This is a genomic window from Pedobacter humicola (assembly GCF_056490705.1).
On the sequence record NZ_JBWJIG010000016.1, the window covers coordinates 118,676 to 136,923 of the forward strand.

General features: G+C 39.4%; 14 protein-coding genes. 7 read left to right on the top strand and 7 right to left on the bottom strand.

All coding sequences use genetic code 11. The features are described 5' to 3' along the window. Window positions 1-46 precede the first annotated feature (46 nt). The 3 genes from AC04Q1_RS21660 (at window position 47) to AC04Q1_RS21670 (ending at window position 1,905) form a co-directional block, all read left to right on the top strand. Complete coding sequence (locus AC04Q1_RS21660) at window positions 47-244, top strand: hypothetical protein (RefSeq protein WP_478366629.1); 198 nt, start codon at window positions 47-49, stop codon at window positions 242-244. 88 nt (window positions 245-332) lie between these two features. Next, a complete protein-coding gene (locus AC04Q1_RS21665) occupies window positions 333-956 on the top strand; it encodes a Crp/Fnr family transcriptional regulator (protein WP_478366630.1) in 624 nt (207 codons plus the stop codon). Between the two features lie 88 nt (window positions 957-1,044). Continuing rightward, window positions 1,045-1,905 (top strand): helix-turn-helix domain-containing protein, encoded by an 861-nt coding sequence (locus AC04Q1_RS21670; RefSeq protein WP_478366631.1) that lies wholly within the window; start codon window positions 1,045-1,047, stop codon window positions 1,903-1,905. A gap of 56 nt (window positions 1,906-1,961) precedes the next feature. Here the strand turns inward: AC04Q1_RS21670 and AC04Q1_RS21675 are convergent, their stop codons facing one another. The 5 genes from AC04Q1_RS21675 to AC04Q1_RS21695 all read right to left on the bottom strand — a co-directional run bounded on the left by AC04Q1_RS21675 (window position 1,962) and on the right by AC04Q1_RS21695 (window position 11,245). After that, a complete protein-coding gene (locus tag AC04Q1_RS21675; RefSeq protein ID WP_478366632.1) occupies window positions 1,962-2,612 on the bottom strand; it encodes an HD domain-containing protein in 651 nt (216 codons plus the stop codon). Between the two features lie 182 nt (window positions 2,613-2,794). Then, window positions 2,795-3,763 (bottom strand): phosphatidylinositol-specific phospholipase C, encoded by a 969-nt coding sequence (locus AC04Q1_RS21680; RefSeq protein ID WP_478366633.1) that lies wholly within the window; start codon window positions 3,761-3,763, stop codon window positions 2,795-2,797. 216 nt (window positions 3,764-3,979) lie between these two features. Further along, window positions 3,980-6,382, bottom strand: a complete 2,403-nt coding sequence (locus AC04Q1_RS21685) for a hypothetical protein (protein WP_478366634.1) — start codon at window positions 6,380-6,382, stop codon at window positions 3,980-3,982. Between the two features lie 47 nt (window positions 6,383-6,429). After that, window positions 6,430-8,166, bottom strand: a complete 1,737-nt coding sequence (locus AC04Q1_RS21690) for a RagB/SusD family nutrient uptake outer membrane protein (protein ID WP_478366635.1) — start codon at window positions 8,164-8,166, stop codon at window positions 6,430-6,432. 10 nt (window positions 8,167-8,176) lie between these two features. Further along, window positions 8,177-11,245 carry a SusC/RagA family TonB-linked outer membrane protein gene (locus AC04Q1_RS21695; protein WP_478366636.1) on the bottom strand — a complete coding sequence of 1,023 codons (3,069 nt, stop codon included), beginning with the start codon at window positions 11,243-11,245 and terminating at the stop codon, window positions 8,177-8,179. Between the two features lie 176 nt (window positions 11,246-11,421). Here AC04Q1_RS21695 and AC04Q1_RS21700 point away from each other — a divergent pair, with 176 nt between their 5' ends. From AC04Q1_RS21700 to AC04Q1_RS21715, 4 genes are all read left to right on the top strand, one after another. Then, complete coding sequence (locus AC04Q1_RS21700) at window positions 11,422-12,750, top strand: hypothetical protein (RefSeq protein ID WP_478366637.1); 1,329 nt, start codon at window positions 11,422-11,424, stop codon at window positions 12,748-12,750. Window positions 12,751-13,019: 269 nt separating this feature from the next. Beyond that, entirely contained in the window at window positions 13,020-14,207 is a 1,188-nt protein-coding gene (locus AC04Q1_RS21705; protein ID WP_478366638.1) for a glycosyltransferase family 87 protein, read from the top strand. After that, the gene (locus tag AC04Q1_RS21710; protein WP_478366639.1) at window positions 14,200-15,132 is read left to right on the top strand and encodes a glycosyltransferase family 2 protein; all 933 of its coding nucleotides are present in this window, start codon (window positions 14,200-14,202) and stop codon (window positions 15,130-15,132) included. Before AC04Q1_RS21705 ends, AC04Q1_RS21710 begins: the two co-directional genes overlap by 8 nt. 1 nt (window position 15,133) lies before the next feature. After that, the gene (locus tag AC04Q1_RS21715; RefSeq protein ID WP_478366640.1) at window positions 15,134-15,913 is read left to right on the top strand and encodes a polysaccharide deacetylase family protein; all 780 of its coding nucleotides are present in this window, start codon (window positions 15,134-15,136) and stop codon (window positions 15,911-15,913) included. Between the two features lie 162 nt (window positions 15,914-16,075). Here the strand turns inward: AC04Q1_RS21715 and AC04Q1_RS21720 are convergent, their stop codons facing one another. Next, the gene (locus tag AC04Q1_RS21720; RefSeq protein ID WP_478366643.1) at window positions 16,076-17,842 is read right to left on the bottom strand and encodes a S8 family peptidase; all 1,767 of its coding nucleotides are present in this window, start codon (window positions 17,840-17,842) and stop codon (window positions 16,076-16,078) included. Between the two features lie 170 nt (window positions 17,843-18,012). Beyond that, window positions 18,013-18,248 (bottom strand): hypothetical protein (locus AC04Q1_RS21725; protein WP_478366641.1); only part of this gene is annotated, 236 nt, incomplete at its 5' end.

The following is an 18,248-nucleotide window of genomic DNA, read 5'->3' on the forward strand; positions in this document are numbered from 1 at the left end:
TGCTCTCCTGTAAAACGTATGTTAATAAAAAACAGACTAGCATATAATGAGAAAAGGAGTGGTACTGCGCATCGATCAATCAATTGGCTGTGGATTTATACAGGATGAAAACGAACAGGAAATTGCGTTTTGCCTGAAAAATACAGATGAAAATATTGAGATCAGCGATGCAGTAGAATTTGAAATACAACTCACCCGGCATGGGCTTACTGCCATCAATCTGAATCTTTTTGTGCATACCTAAATTAAAACTTCAATTTGTTTGTACTGTATTGACCAGGAAGATGACTATATTTCTTAAAATATCCCCGTCAGAACTTAAATTTGATGATATGATGCCTAATCCCAGTTCATTTGTATGGCCACTTATCCAATATATGGAGCAATATCATCAGGTTCCCGTCAACCTTATTGCCGAATATGAAAAACACTGTACACTGGTATCAGTAAAAAAAAACAAGCACATTCAGTCTCCAATCGATAGCAATGCTGCGCTTTATTTTGTAAAGAGTGGCATTGTACGCGGTTTTATAAAAGATGGCGCTAAAGATATCACCACATGGTTCTGCTTCGGGGACAATATTGTAGGTGCCATTCGCCATCCTGATGCCCAATCCAATCCATCTTTAGAATATTTACAGGCATTAGAAGATTGCGAGTTGATACGTGTGCCGTATACGCTCATCGAATATGCATACGCTAATTTTGAGGAAGCAAATATTATAGGAAGAAAACTTTTAGCCCTTCATTATTATGCGGCGTCCGATCGGTCTATCCTTGCACGGATACCCAACGCCATGCGCCGATATCGCCGGTTGCAGGAAAGCAAAAAAATAGATATGAACAAAATACCCCTCCGGTATCTGGCCAGTTATTTAGGTATGCGTTTGGAAACTTTAAGCAGGATCAGAAGCAAGGAATTGCATAAAACAATAGATCGTGACGTTGCAGTTTAGATGCGACGCATAAAGCTATAAATATTTATCTTTGGGCCACATCAGGATATGGATCAAATCGCCTGGTCGTAATAAATATCAGCATGTAATGATAAAAGATGTTCTTCATGCAAAGCTGGAGAAAGAGATAAAAGATTCTTTTTCGATTAGCAACTTTAAGGATTATTTTAGCCCTGGGCCAATTGCATACCGTTTAACCTATAACCGTATTTTATTAATCGCAAACGGAACCGGCGAAATTTATATCGATGATCAGGTTTTTCAGATTACCGATCATCAAATCTTTTTAATAGCAAAGGGACAGCTCATCAGATTTACTGCCGGCGCGAAGTTTTCGGGATTTGAGCTGAGTTTTGGAAATTGCTTTTGGGAAAGAAGTCCATCGAGTGCAAATAACTGTAAGGCGGTATTGTTCAACAATGCGGCAAACAATCAGCAGTTATCTTTAACCATAAAAGATCATGCCCATTTAAGTACACTTTTCGAAAGTTTATATAACGAGTTTAACTCGGCCGAATATGTCAATAAATTAGATGCCATGGCGGCCTATCTAAAAATCATCATGATCAAGATTGCGAATGTAAACGCTGCACTAACAACCGGAGTGGATAGTTATGAAAGTCAACTCTACCGGAATTTTATCGAATTGATCAGCACCCGCTATCAAAGCTCGCATGAAGTTCGAGATTATGCCGAATTAATGGGCATATCTGCAAGAAAATTAACCGAGCTCACCAAGAAGTGCTGTGGCAAAGGCGCCAAAGATTTAATAAACGAACAGCTTATAGCTGAAGCCAAGCGTGGTCTACAATTTTCTTCGAGGCCTGTTAAAGAAATTGCCTACCAGCTTAATTTTAGTTCACCCGATCAGTTCAGCCACTTTTTCAAAAAGAACACTACCATTTCCCCTCAGGATTATCGCATGTTATTTGTAAATATTGGTCTTTAGATTAAAATGGTAAGTGAGGGTTATGCCTCCTTCCAACACCTACCATTACAGAAATCTTACTCACTCCATGGGGAGTGCAAAATGCAATCGCAAAAGTTTTTACGGTGAAAATTCGGGATCATATAGGCACATACATCTGCTTTGATATTACCAAAGGTGGTTTCGGTTTTATGCTCGAAACCACTAAAAAATGTTGGAATAATCTGTTTTTTGAAATCATTACGCGGAAAAGCATCTATAATGGCTAACCGATCGGATTCGGAAAGGTTTTCATATCCCTCACCCATAACATCGAGCCCTACACCGCTGTACATGAGCGCCACTTCGTTTTCTTTATGTTCAGCAATGCCAATGCTGGTGTGCAAAGCAATGGTATCCCATACCAATTGTAATGATGCGGCAGGCAAGCCATGACTTTTTAAAAAATCCCTGGCGGCATTTGCGCCATCAACTTCAAAACGCAGATCGGTACTGCTGTATTTTTTGGTTAGGCCCAGATCATGAAATACAGAACTTACATACAGCAATTCCGGATCATATTTAAGGCTGTTTCTTTTTCCGTTTAGCGAGGAGAAAAGGAAAACCCGCAGAGAATGGTTGTAAATAAATTCGGTTCCATGTTCCAACAAAAGTTCGGTTGCCTGTTTGGCAATGGTGCTATCAGGGATGGAAATCCCGGCAACTGATTTTGGTTTGATAACTGACATATCTTTAAATTTTATAGGTCAAAGGTAGACCGCTAAAAGAGTCTGTTATTGTTAAAAACCGATGAGTGCATGTTAATTTTTACCATTACAAGATTACTCATACATAAAAAAGATGCATGATCTATTATCTGATCACGCATCTTTTTCATTATCTGAACCAATAAATCAAAAATGGTTTAGGGTTAGAAATTTGTGTTTACAATTAATTGACTACGGTTGGCGTCAACAAAATCAAGTGGAATTACCCCAAATCTACCATGGGTATTATTGGTAAAAAATGTCGTGATTTTTGGATTAACAGAATTGGAAACTGTAGGAATGCTTGGAATACTGAAAATACCCGCTTTATACCCACTTGCATAATTGAGGTAAAGTTTATTCGAAGTATCGTTTTTTGCTTCATTTAACAGGGTTTCTATTCTTATCCATTTAGTATTTACATCGTTAACGTTGTAAAAATCCTGCACTTTTAAGTTGGCGGCAGCATTATTGATATCGAATGTTGTATTATCGGCCCAGGCTGTCGCATCGATTCCCTTAGGTGAAGCACCAGAAAACCTCCTCAGCAGCCTGATTTTTCCACGGATACTACCTAAGGTTGGAATATTATTCCCTAAATCCCATTTACCAGGATTTTGTTGTACATAAGTATCGAAAGTTTGCTCAAAAGAGCGGGTATTGTTCGATGGTGTATGCTCTTCTTTAACACTCATTATAATAGCTTCGCTTGGATGACTGTTTAAAAAGTTGATACAGGTATTTAACACGTCGTTAAAGTTGAGGTTTTGGTAAATGGCTCCATGATGGATGGCAAAAGCATTATCGATGTGCCTGCAGCGGATATCCAGATAACGTACTCCTGCATTTAACTGATCGGCAATGCTCAGGTTCTGACATTTGGCCGTGCCTGCCACAGGCTCGATCATAGCTCCAGAATCGTGTGTACCGGGAATTGAAATCGCTGCGATGCTGTTTTGATCTGCAAGTACGCTCATCCAGTTATTGAGTGAAAAGCTTAATAATACCGAATTGGGATTTACATTCTCTTTTAATTTTGGACCCGAAATTTTTTCAGTCTGTTGTTCTTCTTTTTTACAGGCACTAATGGTTAATACCAGGGCCACAAAAAGTGATAGTTGTAATTTTCTCATAGTTTTAGGAAGATTGGTGATCTATTTGGTTCAGTGTCTTAAAGTTAGTAAAAGGTTTTACTAAATCGTTATACTTAACCATATAATAATGATTACTTAATTTTTCCGACTATCTGAATCGATTGAAATAAAAAACCGCCTCATAATTGACTTATGAGACGGCTTCTTTGCACTACTATATTTCAAGTAAATTATGATGCTTTTTATCCTGAGTTGTTAAAAATAAGTGAACGTTACGGTCGATCGGCAATCTTTATTTGGAGTAGCCCTTACCCAATGTGCGCTAAAACCATTTGGAAATTCATAGTTCATGGTTTGCCCAGCTTTGATCGAAAATGTTTTATATGGATGGAAACCTGTTAAATCGAAATCGATTTCTAAAGTAATATCCACATCTTTATCTGCAGTAAGGCTTACTTTTTTACGGTCATAGCCAGTCATTAAATAAGGCAGTGATGGCTCATTGGTTTTTACCGTTGTGTTTTTCCATACACCTCCTTCGCCAACTGGTTTACCCATTTTCCATAGATCATCAATGCCCCCGTACCACAATCCGTTCGCCTGATTACCAAAATAATGCCCATCCGGTTTTGCATCCTGTTTGGTTCCACTCAATACCAATAAACCTCTCCAGGTACAAAAATCTATTATCCTTTTATTATGAGTGGTAACCGGCCGGATCGCATTAAAACCAGATTCGCGGCCAACCTCATAAAAAGTTCCCTGAACGTTCAACATAAACCGTTCAGATTCCACTTCCCGTTTATCGCGATAAGGAAAAAGCTCATAGTCAGCTGAGCCTTTTGGCAAACGGAAGGTACCAGTTTTATCTTTGATGATCACGGAGGCATCGTCAACAGTGTAGCTTTTATTCAAGCCCATTAATTTTTCCATTTGTGCAGTGCTATCTGCGGTATGGGTTAAGAACGATAATTTTTCGTCAATTTCCTGATATTGTTTTTTACCATTTGAAATATGGAGTATCTGAAGGTTTTTGTTGTAACCAGACGGTCGGATCAGGTTCTCATTGATTGGATTTTTCTCTTTTATGCTGGCTAAAGCATTAAACATTTGATCCTGCCCATCGTGCATCTTACCTGTAAAATGAAAAAATGCGGATACCTTACAGTCTTTATCCGTTTTAAAACGAACCCAGGTAGCCTTAAAACCGGCAGGGAATATGAAATATTGATAAGCATTGGCTGCAACGCTTATCTCTTTATAATCCTCCCATTGATTATTTCCGGCTTTATCAATCTGCACCGTAAAAATTACCGGTTGATCTGATTTTTGAGCAAGATGCAGTACTTTTTTATCGAAACCATTTACCAAGAATGGATCGGAAGGTATATTTGCCTTAACATCATCATTATCCCATGGACCACCCCAACCCGTGGCACCACCCCAGTTTTTTAAATCATCCCATTTCCCAAACCAAAGGTTAGACTGTGCCCGTCCGGCCATAGGGTTTTCTAAAACCGTTGTTTCATCCGTAGAAATGACGATCTGATTGTTCCAGCTGCAAAAATCAGGAATATAGCGTAGGTGACTATTTACAGGAGCAATACCACGGCTGTTGGCCCTCGAAAATGTTTTTGGAAAATCGTACATCATCCCATGCATATCCATTAACATCTTGCCATTGCCAACCTCACGTATGCGTGGCCATTCGGTATACCAGCCTCCTCTATGGTCGTAAGTATGCGCCGCTTTAGGTAAGCGGTAAGTGTACCACTTTCCACCATCTAATAATTTTAACATGACGGAGCGTTTGTCCCAACCAATGCTCCACAGAGGGCTTTTATCTGTCGGTGAGCCATAAATACCACCTGGACCAGTTACATCTGTAAATTGTCTTCGTTCGATGATTTTCCAGGTCTTACCATCCCAGCTGGCCAAAACGCCTTTTTCCTCATCATTTTTTGGTAAATCACCAGTTTCGAGCATGTCTTTTGTAAGCTTAAAAACGGCTTCTTCTCCATTGTTGGCAACCACCAGTTGCTTCTGCGCAGTATAAGCACCTTTACCATGCCAGCCGGGAACGGGTTTGTTAAATAGTTTTTTTACGGCGAGTGTATGTACATTTGCTTCATATAACATCCCCTCCATATCATAAAAATAAACCATGTTGGCTGGATCGGTTAAGTGGCGGGTAGTGGCGGTCATCCTGCCGGGCATCACCGAAAAAGGGATAACCCTAACCTTGCCCTTGTTATCAATAAAATAATTGCTGGTGATCAGCTGGTTCGATTCTTTGTGGATCATCCTGTTTGCAGGGGTACCACCAATACTTTCCGGATGGATGGTCACATTCAGGTTATTGTCGATACTGTACAACTTGTCAGAACTTCCTTTGGGCATGTGGGGCGAGTAAGTGACCATCCAAAGTTTACCGGCCCAGGGCGTAATGGCGCCGATACCGTTTTCGCCCCCGTCGCCATAACTTTTGGTTGCTCCCTGTTTTAACCAGTTTTGCTTCTCCCAGTTTTCGTTAAATGTGGCTAAATGCGGGTAAATCCCACTCACTTGTAAAGGTTTTTGCTGTGCATAGGCCAAATGGGCCGTGAGAATAGCAGCACTTAATAAAGTGCTGCATTTTAATATCAGGTTTTTTTTCATGTGCATGGTTAAAGCAGCCGAAAGGGTTTACTTCCAGCTGAGATCTCTTAGTAATTCGGGTTTTGTGTTAATTTAGGATTTGCCCTCACCTCAACAGCCGGTAATGGCCATAAGTATTGTTTCGATTTATCAAAGTTGCGCTGGAATAAAACTTTAACGTCCGCGCCAAAACCACTATAATCGGCAATACCATCGTCATCTATTGGTGTAACGCCTGGGAAAGGCCATTTCGCTCTGTTTTGGTTTACCGGATCTGGTAAGCCAATAACAGGACGCGTGAGTGCTTTTTCTGCTAATTTCCATCTAATCAAATCCATGTAACGCAGGCCTTCAAAAGCAAACTCAACCCTACGCTCTCTTCTTAGCACATTTTTTAGTTGTGTTAAATCTAAAGTAGTAATCGCAGGATAAGAGGCTGTTTGGCTAACAGGTACACCATAAGCCCTGGCCCTAACTTTGTTAATGGCATCAAGTACTGTAGCATCAGCCTGCCCCAATTCAATTTTTGCCTCTGCATAAGTAAGTAGTATTTCTGCAAAACGAATAATGATGGCATCATTATCTTCTTTATGTGTGTCAGACCAGCTTTGATCTACACCTTTTTTAAATACAAAACCCGTGAAACTTGCAAAAGGTGCCACAGCGCGCGTATCATTATTAGTTACTTTTCGGCCTAACTTATTGCTCCATACCTGTGCAGAATCCGGGTGTGGATTATAATTATAGCCTAACCAATAACTCGTCCGCGGCACCACTGTTGAAGGGGAGTTATTATAAAATGGAACTATCGTAGCCACTAATCGTGGATCGCGGTTTGTAAAAGGATCTAGTGGATTGTATAATGGAGATTCATCAATTGGTTTTCCATCTGTACATTCGAACGCATCCACCAATTCGCGGGTTGGCAAGGTAGCACCAAAACCACCAGCGTTACGTGTTAAAATATCATCCGGCACACTAAATACCTGTTGTATTTGATCTCTGGGTACGCTGAATATAATTTCAGCACTCTGCTCCCCAGCTAATTGGAAAAGGTTATCATAAGAAGCATTCAAAGTATAAGCTCCAACTCCTGTTAAATTCATTACTGCTAATGATGCTGTTCTGGCCGTTTCCCAATCAGCCATGTATAAAGCAGTACGAGCCTCCAAGGCTAATGCAGCACCTTTTGTTAATCTTTTTACGGCAGTACCATAAGTTTGAGGAAGATTTTGTGTGGCAAACTCATATTCTCCCTTTAAAAAAGTATAAATATCAGCTTTACTGGTTTTATTTACATTTTTGGCCTCTTCTATGGTTAGCGTTTTGGTATTTAAAGGCACATCACCAAAGTGCGTTATTAATTTGGTATATTGATATGCCCTGATCAATCGCATTTCTGCTTCCAATCTGGTGATAATGGCAGCAGGGGTATTTGCTGCTGCCCGGTCTTTATTTTCCAGGAAGGTATTTACCCTCGCAATGGCCTTATAACAGTTTAAATAGTAGGTTTGTACATTGGCGTTATCAGAAGCCAGGCTACCTGCTATAACAGGATTACCGCCTGATCCTCCTCTATAAAAACAATTATCGGAGAAAAATTCTTCCCATGTACCGGTAGCTGTTTTAGCTGAGGTCCAAAAATCTATCCGATATAAATCATTCACCGCCAGTTCCAGTTCATTTTGGTTCGTATAAAAGCTACCCGTAGCCGGGCTGGAAGGATCCGATAGATCAAGTTTTTTGCATGACGATGCCGTAACAAAGCCTATCGCCAAAAATGTATATATATAGGTCTTATTCATTTTGTATAGATTAAAATTTAACACTTATACCACTTAAAAATGTAGTAACGATAGGATAACTTGCATTGCCTGATTCAGGATCGGCATATTTAGGATATTTACTACTGGTTAAAAAATCGTTAGCAGAAATATACAAGCGTAGCGATTTAAGCCCTAATTTTTGAAAAACATTATATTTATCGAAAGTATAACCAAGCGTAATATTTTTTAACCTGAAATAAGAACCATCGAACAACCAAAAATCTGATGAAGCGTAGTTATTAGTGGCGTTGGTATTGGTTAACCTGGGCAAAGTTGCCCCCAGGTTTTGCTCAGCCGTATTGGTTTTGCTCCAAAAATTACCTTCTAAATAAGTTGGAAAATTACCAAACTGTTCCTGGAAAGGCCGAACGATATCATTGTTCAATCGGCTTAATTTTTTGCCTACTCCCTGAAAAGTAATACCAAAATCAAAGCCTTTATAACCTAAATTTATATTACCACCGTATTGGTAACGAGGCAACGATCCGCCCAATAACACTCTATCGTTAGCGTTAATTATTCCATTGCCATCTATATCTTGATAGCCAATATCGCCAGCAGTTACAGCAGCACTGGTTTTTGCGGTACCTGCTACAGGGTTAGTTTGGTAAATACCTGTACTCAAATAACCATACCATTCGTTAAACTGGCTTCCCTCCATGTTAACTAAAGTACTGCCGCTTTCCTGGCGCGTCCCGCTCATGTTTTTTATATTACTTTTAGCATCAGAAATATTAAAACTGGCGCTATAAGTAAAATCGTTAATTTTATCTTTCCAGTTTAGGCCCAATTCCCAACCGCTTACATCGAGTATGCCCGCATTTTGTTGTGGTTTATCGTAGCCCATGTTTAATGGGATGTCCAACTGCAATAAAATATCTTTAGTGCTTTTTTTGAAATAATCAGCAGTAACGTTTAATCTATTGTTTAAAAACGTAGCATCTAACCCCACATCTGTCGAACGGGTTGTTTCCCATCTAATATCGTTTACTGCATAAACTGTCTGGCTTCCAGAACTTAACGGAACTAATACACCGTTTTGGTAGAATAAAACATTTCGAAGATCGATATTGGCCTGGTAGGGATAATAAACTTGGACATCATTGTTATTTCGATCAATTATGCGTTGGTTTCCAACCTCGCCGTATGATGCCCGCAGTTTTAAGAAATTAATCCATTTTGCTTCCTTTATAAAGTTTTCTTCTGAAAGCACCCAGCCTGCTGAGAAGGAAGGATAGGTTGCACTTCTAAAACCTGGGGCAAACCTTGAAGACTGATCTAACCTTAAATTTGCCTGAATAAGATACTTACCCATAAAATCATAACCCACACGGCCAAATACCGAATGTAAACTTTCCTCAGTTGCACCGCCAGCATTATCACGTAATGCAGTTGAGCCAACGGTTAAATATGGAAAATCTAACAAAGGGAAACCATCTCTGCTTGCGCCAAGTGATTCAGCATTAGAATAAATGCTTTCATAACCTGCAAGAGCGCTAAAATTATGTTTGTTGTTAAAGGTTTTGGTGTAATTAGCTAAAAACTGTCCGGTAATTTGATAAATTTCATCCCTATTCTCTTTTAATGTGGTCAGTGAAGTATTGCTTGCCGCACTCGGGCTACCATCGGGATTGGTATAAGCAATTTTCTTTGAAAATGCCTTGCTCTTGTTAAAGTCGAAAGTTGGCGCAACAATCGCAGTCAGTGTTAAATTATCAACCGGTTTAAAGTTTAAGGCTAACCTGGCTTGAAGCTGGTTAGATTTTGAAGTCGTTGTGCCTCCTTCATTTAACTGCGCTAAAGGGTTTCTTCCGTCTTTGGCAAGGGCATAAGCGCCATTTGTATAATAAGCGGCATATACCGGAGGCATCACCCTGGCTTCGTAAATGGGCGTTTGGCCACTGAAAGGATTAGTAACTGGAGAAAGGTTATTTAAACGCCGAAAGGCCAAATCTGCAGTTGCACTAAATTTATTGCTGATTTTAATGTCGTTGTTTACCCTAAATTGATAGCGTTCGTAATTATAGTTGTCATAAAATGCCCCTACATCCTGATAACCCAGCGAAACTTTTGTTTTTAACTTTTCTGTTCCAGAGGTAAATACCAAATCATGTTGCTTTCTTGGTGCATACTTATTGGTCATAATTAAGTCCTGCCAATCAGTATCAGCAAAAGGAAATTTATCCGGAGTGGCTGATCTGTTTTTTTCGAAATTGTCGATCGCATCCTGTGCATATGGACCTGTTGCGGCACCATCATTAACGGCCTGTTCGTTAAAGTAGCGCATGTATTTTGGTGAATTTACATATTCAGGCAGGGCTGTTGGTTTTTGCAAAGCATACTCAAAATTGTAATCTATACTCGAGGCACCAGTGGCGCCACGCTTAGTCGTAATTAAAATTACACCTGCAGCACCCCTGGAACCGTATATTGCGGCTGAAGCTGCGTCCTTTAATACACTCAATGATTCAATGTCATTTGGGTTAACCAAATCCATACTGCTCACTGGTATTCCATCAACCACCACTAAAGGGCCGTTGGTGTTAAGCGTAGTTACCCCTCTGATTTGTACCGTAGCGCCAGCGCCGGGTGCCGAATTGTTCCGCGTAACACTTACACCAGGAACTGCCCCCTGCAAAGCCTCTGATACTTGCAAAGTTTGACGGTTTGTAATGTCTTGTCCGCTAACTGTTGCTATTGCACCGGTTAAATCTTTTTTCTTCTGCGTACCATAACCTACAACTACTACATCATTTAAATTTTTGATATCGGTAGCTAAGCTAATGGTCATATTCGTTCCTGTAATTGAAACAGTTTGTTCCTGATATCCGATATAGCTAACCAACAGTTTATTGGTACCAGTTGGAACATTTAGGCTAAATTGCCCGTTTGCATCAGTGGTTGTACCTGTTTTTGTACCCGGTATACTTACAGTTACACCTGTAAGGCTTTCTTTGGTACCTGCATCAATCACCTTCCCGGTAACCGATCTGGTTTGTGCTTTTAATGTATAACAGGTACACAAAAACAACACAAATAAGAGTAGTTTTTTTTTCATTAAATTTGGTTAGTTTTATAAAAAAATAGTTTGTTTTGCAGCAAATGGTTCTTAACCTGTGATTTGCTTTTATAAACTTAGGCAATGATTTATATCACAAAACATTAACCGTCTATACAAATGTTTACCAATATTATTGACAGCGCAACAAACTAAAAACCAGACAATTACCCCGAATGAACAATGAGTTTGTACAAGCCGAACATTCTGTTTTTTTTAAGCAGCTGGATATTTGCTGTAAAAAAGTAGCGCAGGAAGTTGGCGAAAAAAACATTTCGGACTGGAAGAACAGTGATTACATCAGATTGAGTAGCCTGCTTCACAGGAAAACGAAGGTTCATTTAAGTGAAAATACCCTTAAACGCATATTTGGAAAACTTAAAACACCTGTGCGTTATTATCCACAAAAAGCCACAAGGGATGCTTTGGCTCAATTTATCGGTTACCGGGATTGGTACGAATTTGAACTGTTGCATCCTGTAAATGAAAAGGATGTATCAACGCTCAATATTATAACTCCCGATGCACAACCAAAAGAACTTTCTGGTAAAAAGAAAAACAATATATACTTTATACCATTACTAATTGTTGCCATAGCAGCTGTAGGCTTTTTCTACTTTATGCATAACAATGATGAAGTAACTCATGTTAAGCTAAGCTGTTTAAACCCTGAAGGGAAAAGTCCACATTCTGCAATTTTCAGATTAGCTTTTGAAGGTAATCTGCCAGATGATTCCTCGGCTTTTTTTATCGACTTTGGAGATGGTAAAACTAAGCGGTCAGCGACTACAAATGCAGCAGTAAACCATTATTATGAAACTCCAGGAAGATACTTCCCCGTACTATACCACAAAAATACACCGATAGATACCGCATACGTATACCTGCAAAGCAAAGGATGGGATGTGATTGCCACGATGTTATACGATACAACAAGGGTATACCCGATTTTAAAGAAAATTGCCACCGAAAGTGACTATCACATAACAGCCAAAGAACTATCAACTGCAGGTGTTGATACCAACAAAACCTTTTTTGTATCCTTTAGTAATGTAAGGCCAACACCAATCAGTGCCGATAACTTCGAATTTAATGCAGATATAATGACTTCGGCAGAGCGGGCTGGAGTGCGCTGCTCGCAAGTTGATATTGCGGTGTTTGGTGAGCACGGCAATCATAACCTGAGTATAATGAAACCTGAATGTACCGCATGGAGCTCATATAAGTTTTCCGAAATGGCCAGAGAGGGAGAAAAAGACGATTTAAGACAGCTTGGATTCGATCTTACCGGAGGTGGCAAGGTAAGATTAAGGATCAGGAACCAACGTGTGTCGCTCATCATTAACGATAAGGAGATCTTTAAAACCCAATACAGCCATGCCGTTGGAAAACTAATGGGCTTTAAAATCACCTTTGCGGGAATTGGTTCTTTTAAAAACCTAAATCTCTTCGACCTTAAAACCAAGGAAGAGTTTAGTCAGGTAACCCATGAAAATATCCGGTAACTCCATAGCTGTCCTTAGTATAGATAAAGCATTGTAATAGTATTAACTAAGTATGCTGCTTTATCTATATATCTTATACGGGTTAAGGATGTAATTTGTAAATAACCTTGCTACCTGCGAACCTAAATTAACCGCGCCGCTTAGCTACGAAACTTGAGTTCGGAAAAGATTATTCAGTGGCCGAAAGGTTAGTACCAATTTCCCTGATTTAAAGGGTATAGATGATTATGCAGATGGTTAAAATAGCTATATTAGCGGCACTAATCATAATGAACACTTTCGCAAAATCTAGTCTGACTAAACTGTCCGCATTTCTTTTAAAAAAAGAATGTGTATTTGCCGTTTACCTCTTATTGGCCATTGTAGCAGGTTACAAACAATATCATCACCATTCGTATAACAACTATCTGATTTTTAAATATGTGTATTGGCATACCACAGATTTACAGAATTTGTACCAGAACTACCCAGCGTATTTTGACAGCAACCATTATGGGCCGGTATTTTCAATTTTTATTGCCCCATTTGCCCTGTTGCCCGATGGTATAGGCTGCATCTGTTGGAACATTGCCAATGTATGCATATTGCTTTGGGGAATTTATAGCCTGCCGATTTCACTTCACAAACGCACCATTATCGCCTGGATCTGTGCACACGAAACCTTAACTGCACTTTTCAGCTTTCAGTTCAATATTGCCCTAACCGGGATCATATTACTCAGTTTTTCTTATCTCCTCAAAAAGAAAGAGGTACAATCGGCCTTTTTTATTGCTTTTGGTACGTTGGTTAAATTATACGGTATTGTTGGCCTCGCATTTTTCTTTTTCAGCAAGAATAAGTTAAAATTTATGGCAGGCTGTTTCATAGCTTTTGTGGTGCTGTTTGCCCTACCGATGGCCATTTCATCCCCTGCTTTTGTTATTCAGTCTTATGCGGATTGGTATCATTCACTCGCCCATAAAAATGATTTAAATGCTTCATTAACCTCCTTTCAGGATATTTCTTTAATGGGAATAGTAAGAAGAATATCAGGAGATGTTAGCATTCCAAATACACCATTTTTATTGGGTGGATTAATATTGTTTGGCCTGCCTTATCTGCGGATTAATCAATATAAGCATTTAGCTTTTAGGTTAATGCTGTTGGCCTCTACACTTATTTTTACGGTGATATTTAGCAGTGGATCTGAATCGCCAACTTATATTATTGCATTTGCAGGTGTTGCCATTTGGTTTATCGTTCAGCAAAGGCCAAAAAGGGGCTGGATAATTGCCCTGTTTATTTTTGCTTTTATCTTAACCAGTTTATCCCCAACCGATATTTTCCCAAGGCCCGTTAAAGAATTTATTCGTCTATATTCACTTAAAGCCCTACCTTGCGTGATCATTTGGCTAACCATAATTTATCAAATGATGAAAGCGGATTTTGAATCTTACCTGATTGCCGAAAATGAATAAATTAGTTTCTATAGTAATCCCTGCCTACAACGAAGCCGATAATATTTTTGTGATAGCCGAAAGTATTAAAAACGTTTTTTCAACAATCAATTACGATTACGAAATTATCCTGGTTGATGATGGAAGTGCCGATCATACCCTCGAGAAAATAAAGGATTACGCTTCAACTGCAGAAAACATATTTTTCCTCGAATTTTCTAAAAACTTTGGTCACCAACTGGCTGTGAAAGCGGGTATGGACCATGCTTTTGGTGATTGTGTAATTTCTATGGACTGCGATATGCAACATCCCCCGGAACTTATACCTGAAATGTTACAGAAATGGCAGGAAGGTTTCGAAGTGGTATATACCATACGTGAAGAAGATAAAAGTTTATCAAAGGGTAAAAGAAATTCCTCTAGTTTATTTTATAAAACCTTAAACTGGTTATCCGACATTGATCTGGAGCCGGGGGCAGCCGATTTCCGTTTGCTCGATCAGAAAGTAGTTACGGTATTCAGGAATTTCCATGAAAATGAACCCTTTCTCCGTGGTTTGGTAAAGTGGCTGGGTTTTAAACAGTTTGCCCTCAGGTATAATCCGGCTGCACGTTTTTCGGGAAAAAGCAAGTATACGCTTAAAAAAATGCTGAGACTGGCGCTTCACGGGGTTACTTCTTTTAGTATAAAACCCTTGTATACTGCAGTTTATCTTGGCTTCATTCTTTCTTTCGCCTCTGTGCTGTATATACCTTACATCATCTATGCCTTTGTAAACCATGTAGAAGTATCCGGTTGGGCATCAGTAATTATGACCATTGTCTTTTTTGGAGGGCTACAGCTTATTATCCTGGGCATTATAGGCATCTATGTAGGTAAAATGTTTATGCAGTCTAAAAACCGTCCTAATTATATTATCCGTTCAACCAATATTCAACAAAGATAAAATGGTACTGTTAAGTTTTGATATCGAAGAATTTGATATGCCTTTTGAATATGGAAAAGACATCACTTTCGAAGATCAGATTGCCATTTCGAGGACTGGAACCATCGCCATTTTAGACATTTTAGATAAGTACAAGGTGAAGGCTACATTTTTCTGCACCGTTACCTTTGCCGAAAATATTCCTGACCTGATTAAACGGATTACTGAAACAGGCCATGAACTCGCATCGCATGGTTATTATCATTCTGATTTTAAACCCGAACATCTGCTGCAATCGAAGCTAAAGCTCGAAGAACTTTCTGGCAAGGAAATTACCGGTTACCGTATGGCGAGGATGATGCCCGTTGATGAAAAGGAAATTGAAAAGGCTGGATATACATACAACACCTCGATTAATCCAACCTATTTGCCTGGGCGTTATAACAATTTTAATATCTCCAGAACACATTTTATTAAAGATAACGTTATACAGATTCCTGCTTCTGTGAGTCCGTTGGTTCGTTTTCCGTTATTCTGGCTGTCTTTTCATAATTTACCATTAAGCATTTATAAAACTTTGGCCAGCTGGACGTATAAAAAAGACAAGTACCTGAATATCTATTTCCATCCCTGGGAATTTACCGATTTAGATGATTTCGAAAGATTTGGTTTCCCCGGTTACGTAAGAAAAAACACAGGTAAAAAAATGATCGAACGTATGGAAGCGCTCGTATCGTGGATGAAGGTTAAAAATTATCCCTTCGGTACCTTTCAGGATTTTATTAAAAAGCTCGCTGAGTAGTTTTTTTTAACGCATTTTTTCGTTTGGCATCAAGGCACTTATTGGAGTGTTTAGCCCCGGGCGAAGCGGCATCCCCGAAACTTAGTGGAGGGATACAGCGAAGAACGGGAACAAACCCTAATAGTTGTAATGACCCTGCGCTTCAAAAAACAGCTTAAAACCTTATTTATAACTTTCTGCCAACTTAAGTGCATTATAAGCATTCACTATTCCCCCACTCACACATATTTCGCTAAAAAGGACACGTATACTCTCGCCCCGCTCATTTTTGTATTTTATCTTATGTGCAACTTTCGAAACAGATTTGATGATGATATCTCTTACCTGAGCTGGTTTTAGTTCTGGATAATAGCTCAAAATCAGTCCTGCTAAACCCGCTACAACGGGTGAGGCCATACTGGTCCCATCAGCTTCTTCATATTTATTGTCGGGCACTGTAGATTTGATTAAAAACCCTGGGGCAAAAACATCTACATTGTACTTACCGTAATTAGAGAAGTCAGCTTTTAAATTATCATCATCTTTATAGGCACTTGCACCAACCTCGATCCAGTTAGTTGCATGTGGCAAATTAAATTTGGCAGAATCTACCGGAGCAGGTTTGGTTAAAGTAGAACGGTCGAAAGGTGGTCTCATGCCCATCCCGTTATTTTGTGCCATGGGTTTAGGTGGAGTAAAGTCTGGCTTAGTAGGCTTTTTATTCGCTTCCTTATAAGCTTCCGCTTCTTTACTATCATAAAATTTATTGGGATAATTTTCTTCGATGTCATTATTCTGGTTATCGTTTCCGGCAGCATGCACCAGTAATACCCCTTTTTGCTCCGCATATTTAACGGCAGAGTCTACCGCTTTTTTATTCCATTTATAACTTTTACCGAAACTCATATTAATTACTTTCGCACCATTGTCTACCGCATAACGGATGCCATTGGCTACATCTTTATCACGTTCATCGCCAGTGGGTACCACCCGGATAGCCATAATGCTCACGTTATTGGCCACGCCTAAAATACCTGACGAATTTGTTCGGTCGGCACCGATAATCCCCGATACGTGTGTACCGTGAAAAGCATCAGGTCCTTTCACATCATTGTTGCCATAATCTTTTTGGTAAGCATTGCTATAATCATCGCCAACCAGTTCGGCACGCATATCGTATTTTGGGTTTAAGTTGTACTTTAGCATAGCATCGTACTGCTTATAGCCTTCTTTAATATTCTTATAGAATTTCTCGAAACTGCCATCTTCTTTAGCACCTTTTCTAATGATTGTTTTTACCTGTTCTTCCGTTTCATCATCGGCCTTATAACGGTCAAGATCTTCCAGAGTAGGTATTTCTTTTTTATTGATCCTGGCAACAGAATCCAACACTTTATTAATGGCAATCAGTACAGAAAAAGTATTGCTGGCATCCTCATATTTCTTTCCGAAATCGCCGACCATCTTTTTATACAATTTGAACTCTTCTTTTTGCGTGCTATCTAAGGGTGTTAAATTGGTTGTTGATTGGTACTTCGGGGTATAAATTCTTAACAAACGAACCAATTCTAAATTATCGAACTCGAGATTGCCTTTTTTAGATCCTATAAAATTCCAGCCATGAATATCATCGATATAGCCGTTGCCGTCGTCATCAATTCCATTTCCGGGGATTTCTTTTTTGTTTGTCCATAATACATGCTGAAGGTCTGGGTGATTGGTATCTACTCCGCCATCAATTACGGCAACGATGATATTCTGTTTAGGTTTTTTATCCTTTAATAGCTCACGGTAAGCTTTCTCCGTACTAATACCGAAATATCCGTTTTCCAATAAATCGAGATTAAACCAATTTGCCGGAAGTTGTACATTTTTACTCTGGGCAAAAACGCCGAAGTTTATGCATAAAATAAAAGCAAGAAGGGTCAATTTCTTAAGATTCACATTCATCATCATAATATGTACGTATTACTACAATAATACGGTTTTATTGCCTTGAGGATGAAAGATTTTACATTTTTTAACAAGCGAATTCAATCGTTTTTTGAAGCGCAGTACCTGTATGCTATAGGTTGGGTCCCGTCCTGCTGTACGCTTAATCCTTTTGGGAAATCGGTCTGTTAAGCAAATACATACAGCCCAAAATGGATACCGCTGCCATCAGGGCTATTGGCCGCAGTGGTGGAAGAGGGAAAATGGATGATGGATAACGGAAACCTCTGCGGAGACCAGCGTAATCTGCGGGGACAAATAATATGATGGATGATGTTAAATGTAGGATGGGTGATGTGGAACTGTGCCCCAGACTTATAAACGGCAAATTGCCGTAAACAAAGAAAACCCTTCAACGTTTCCG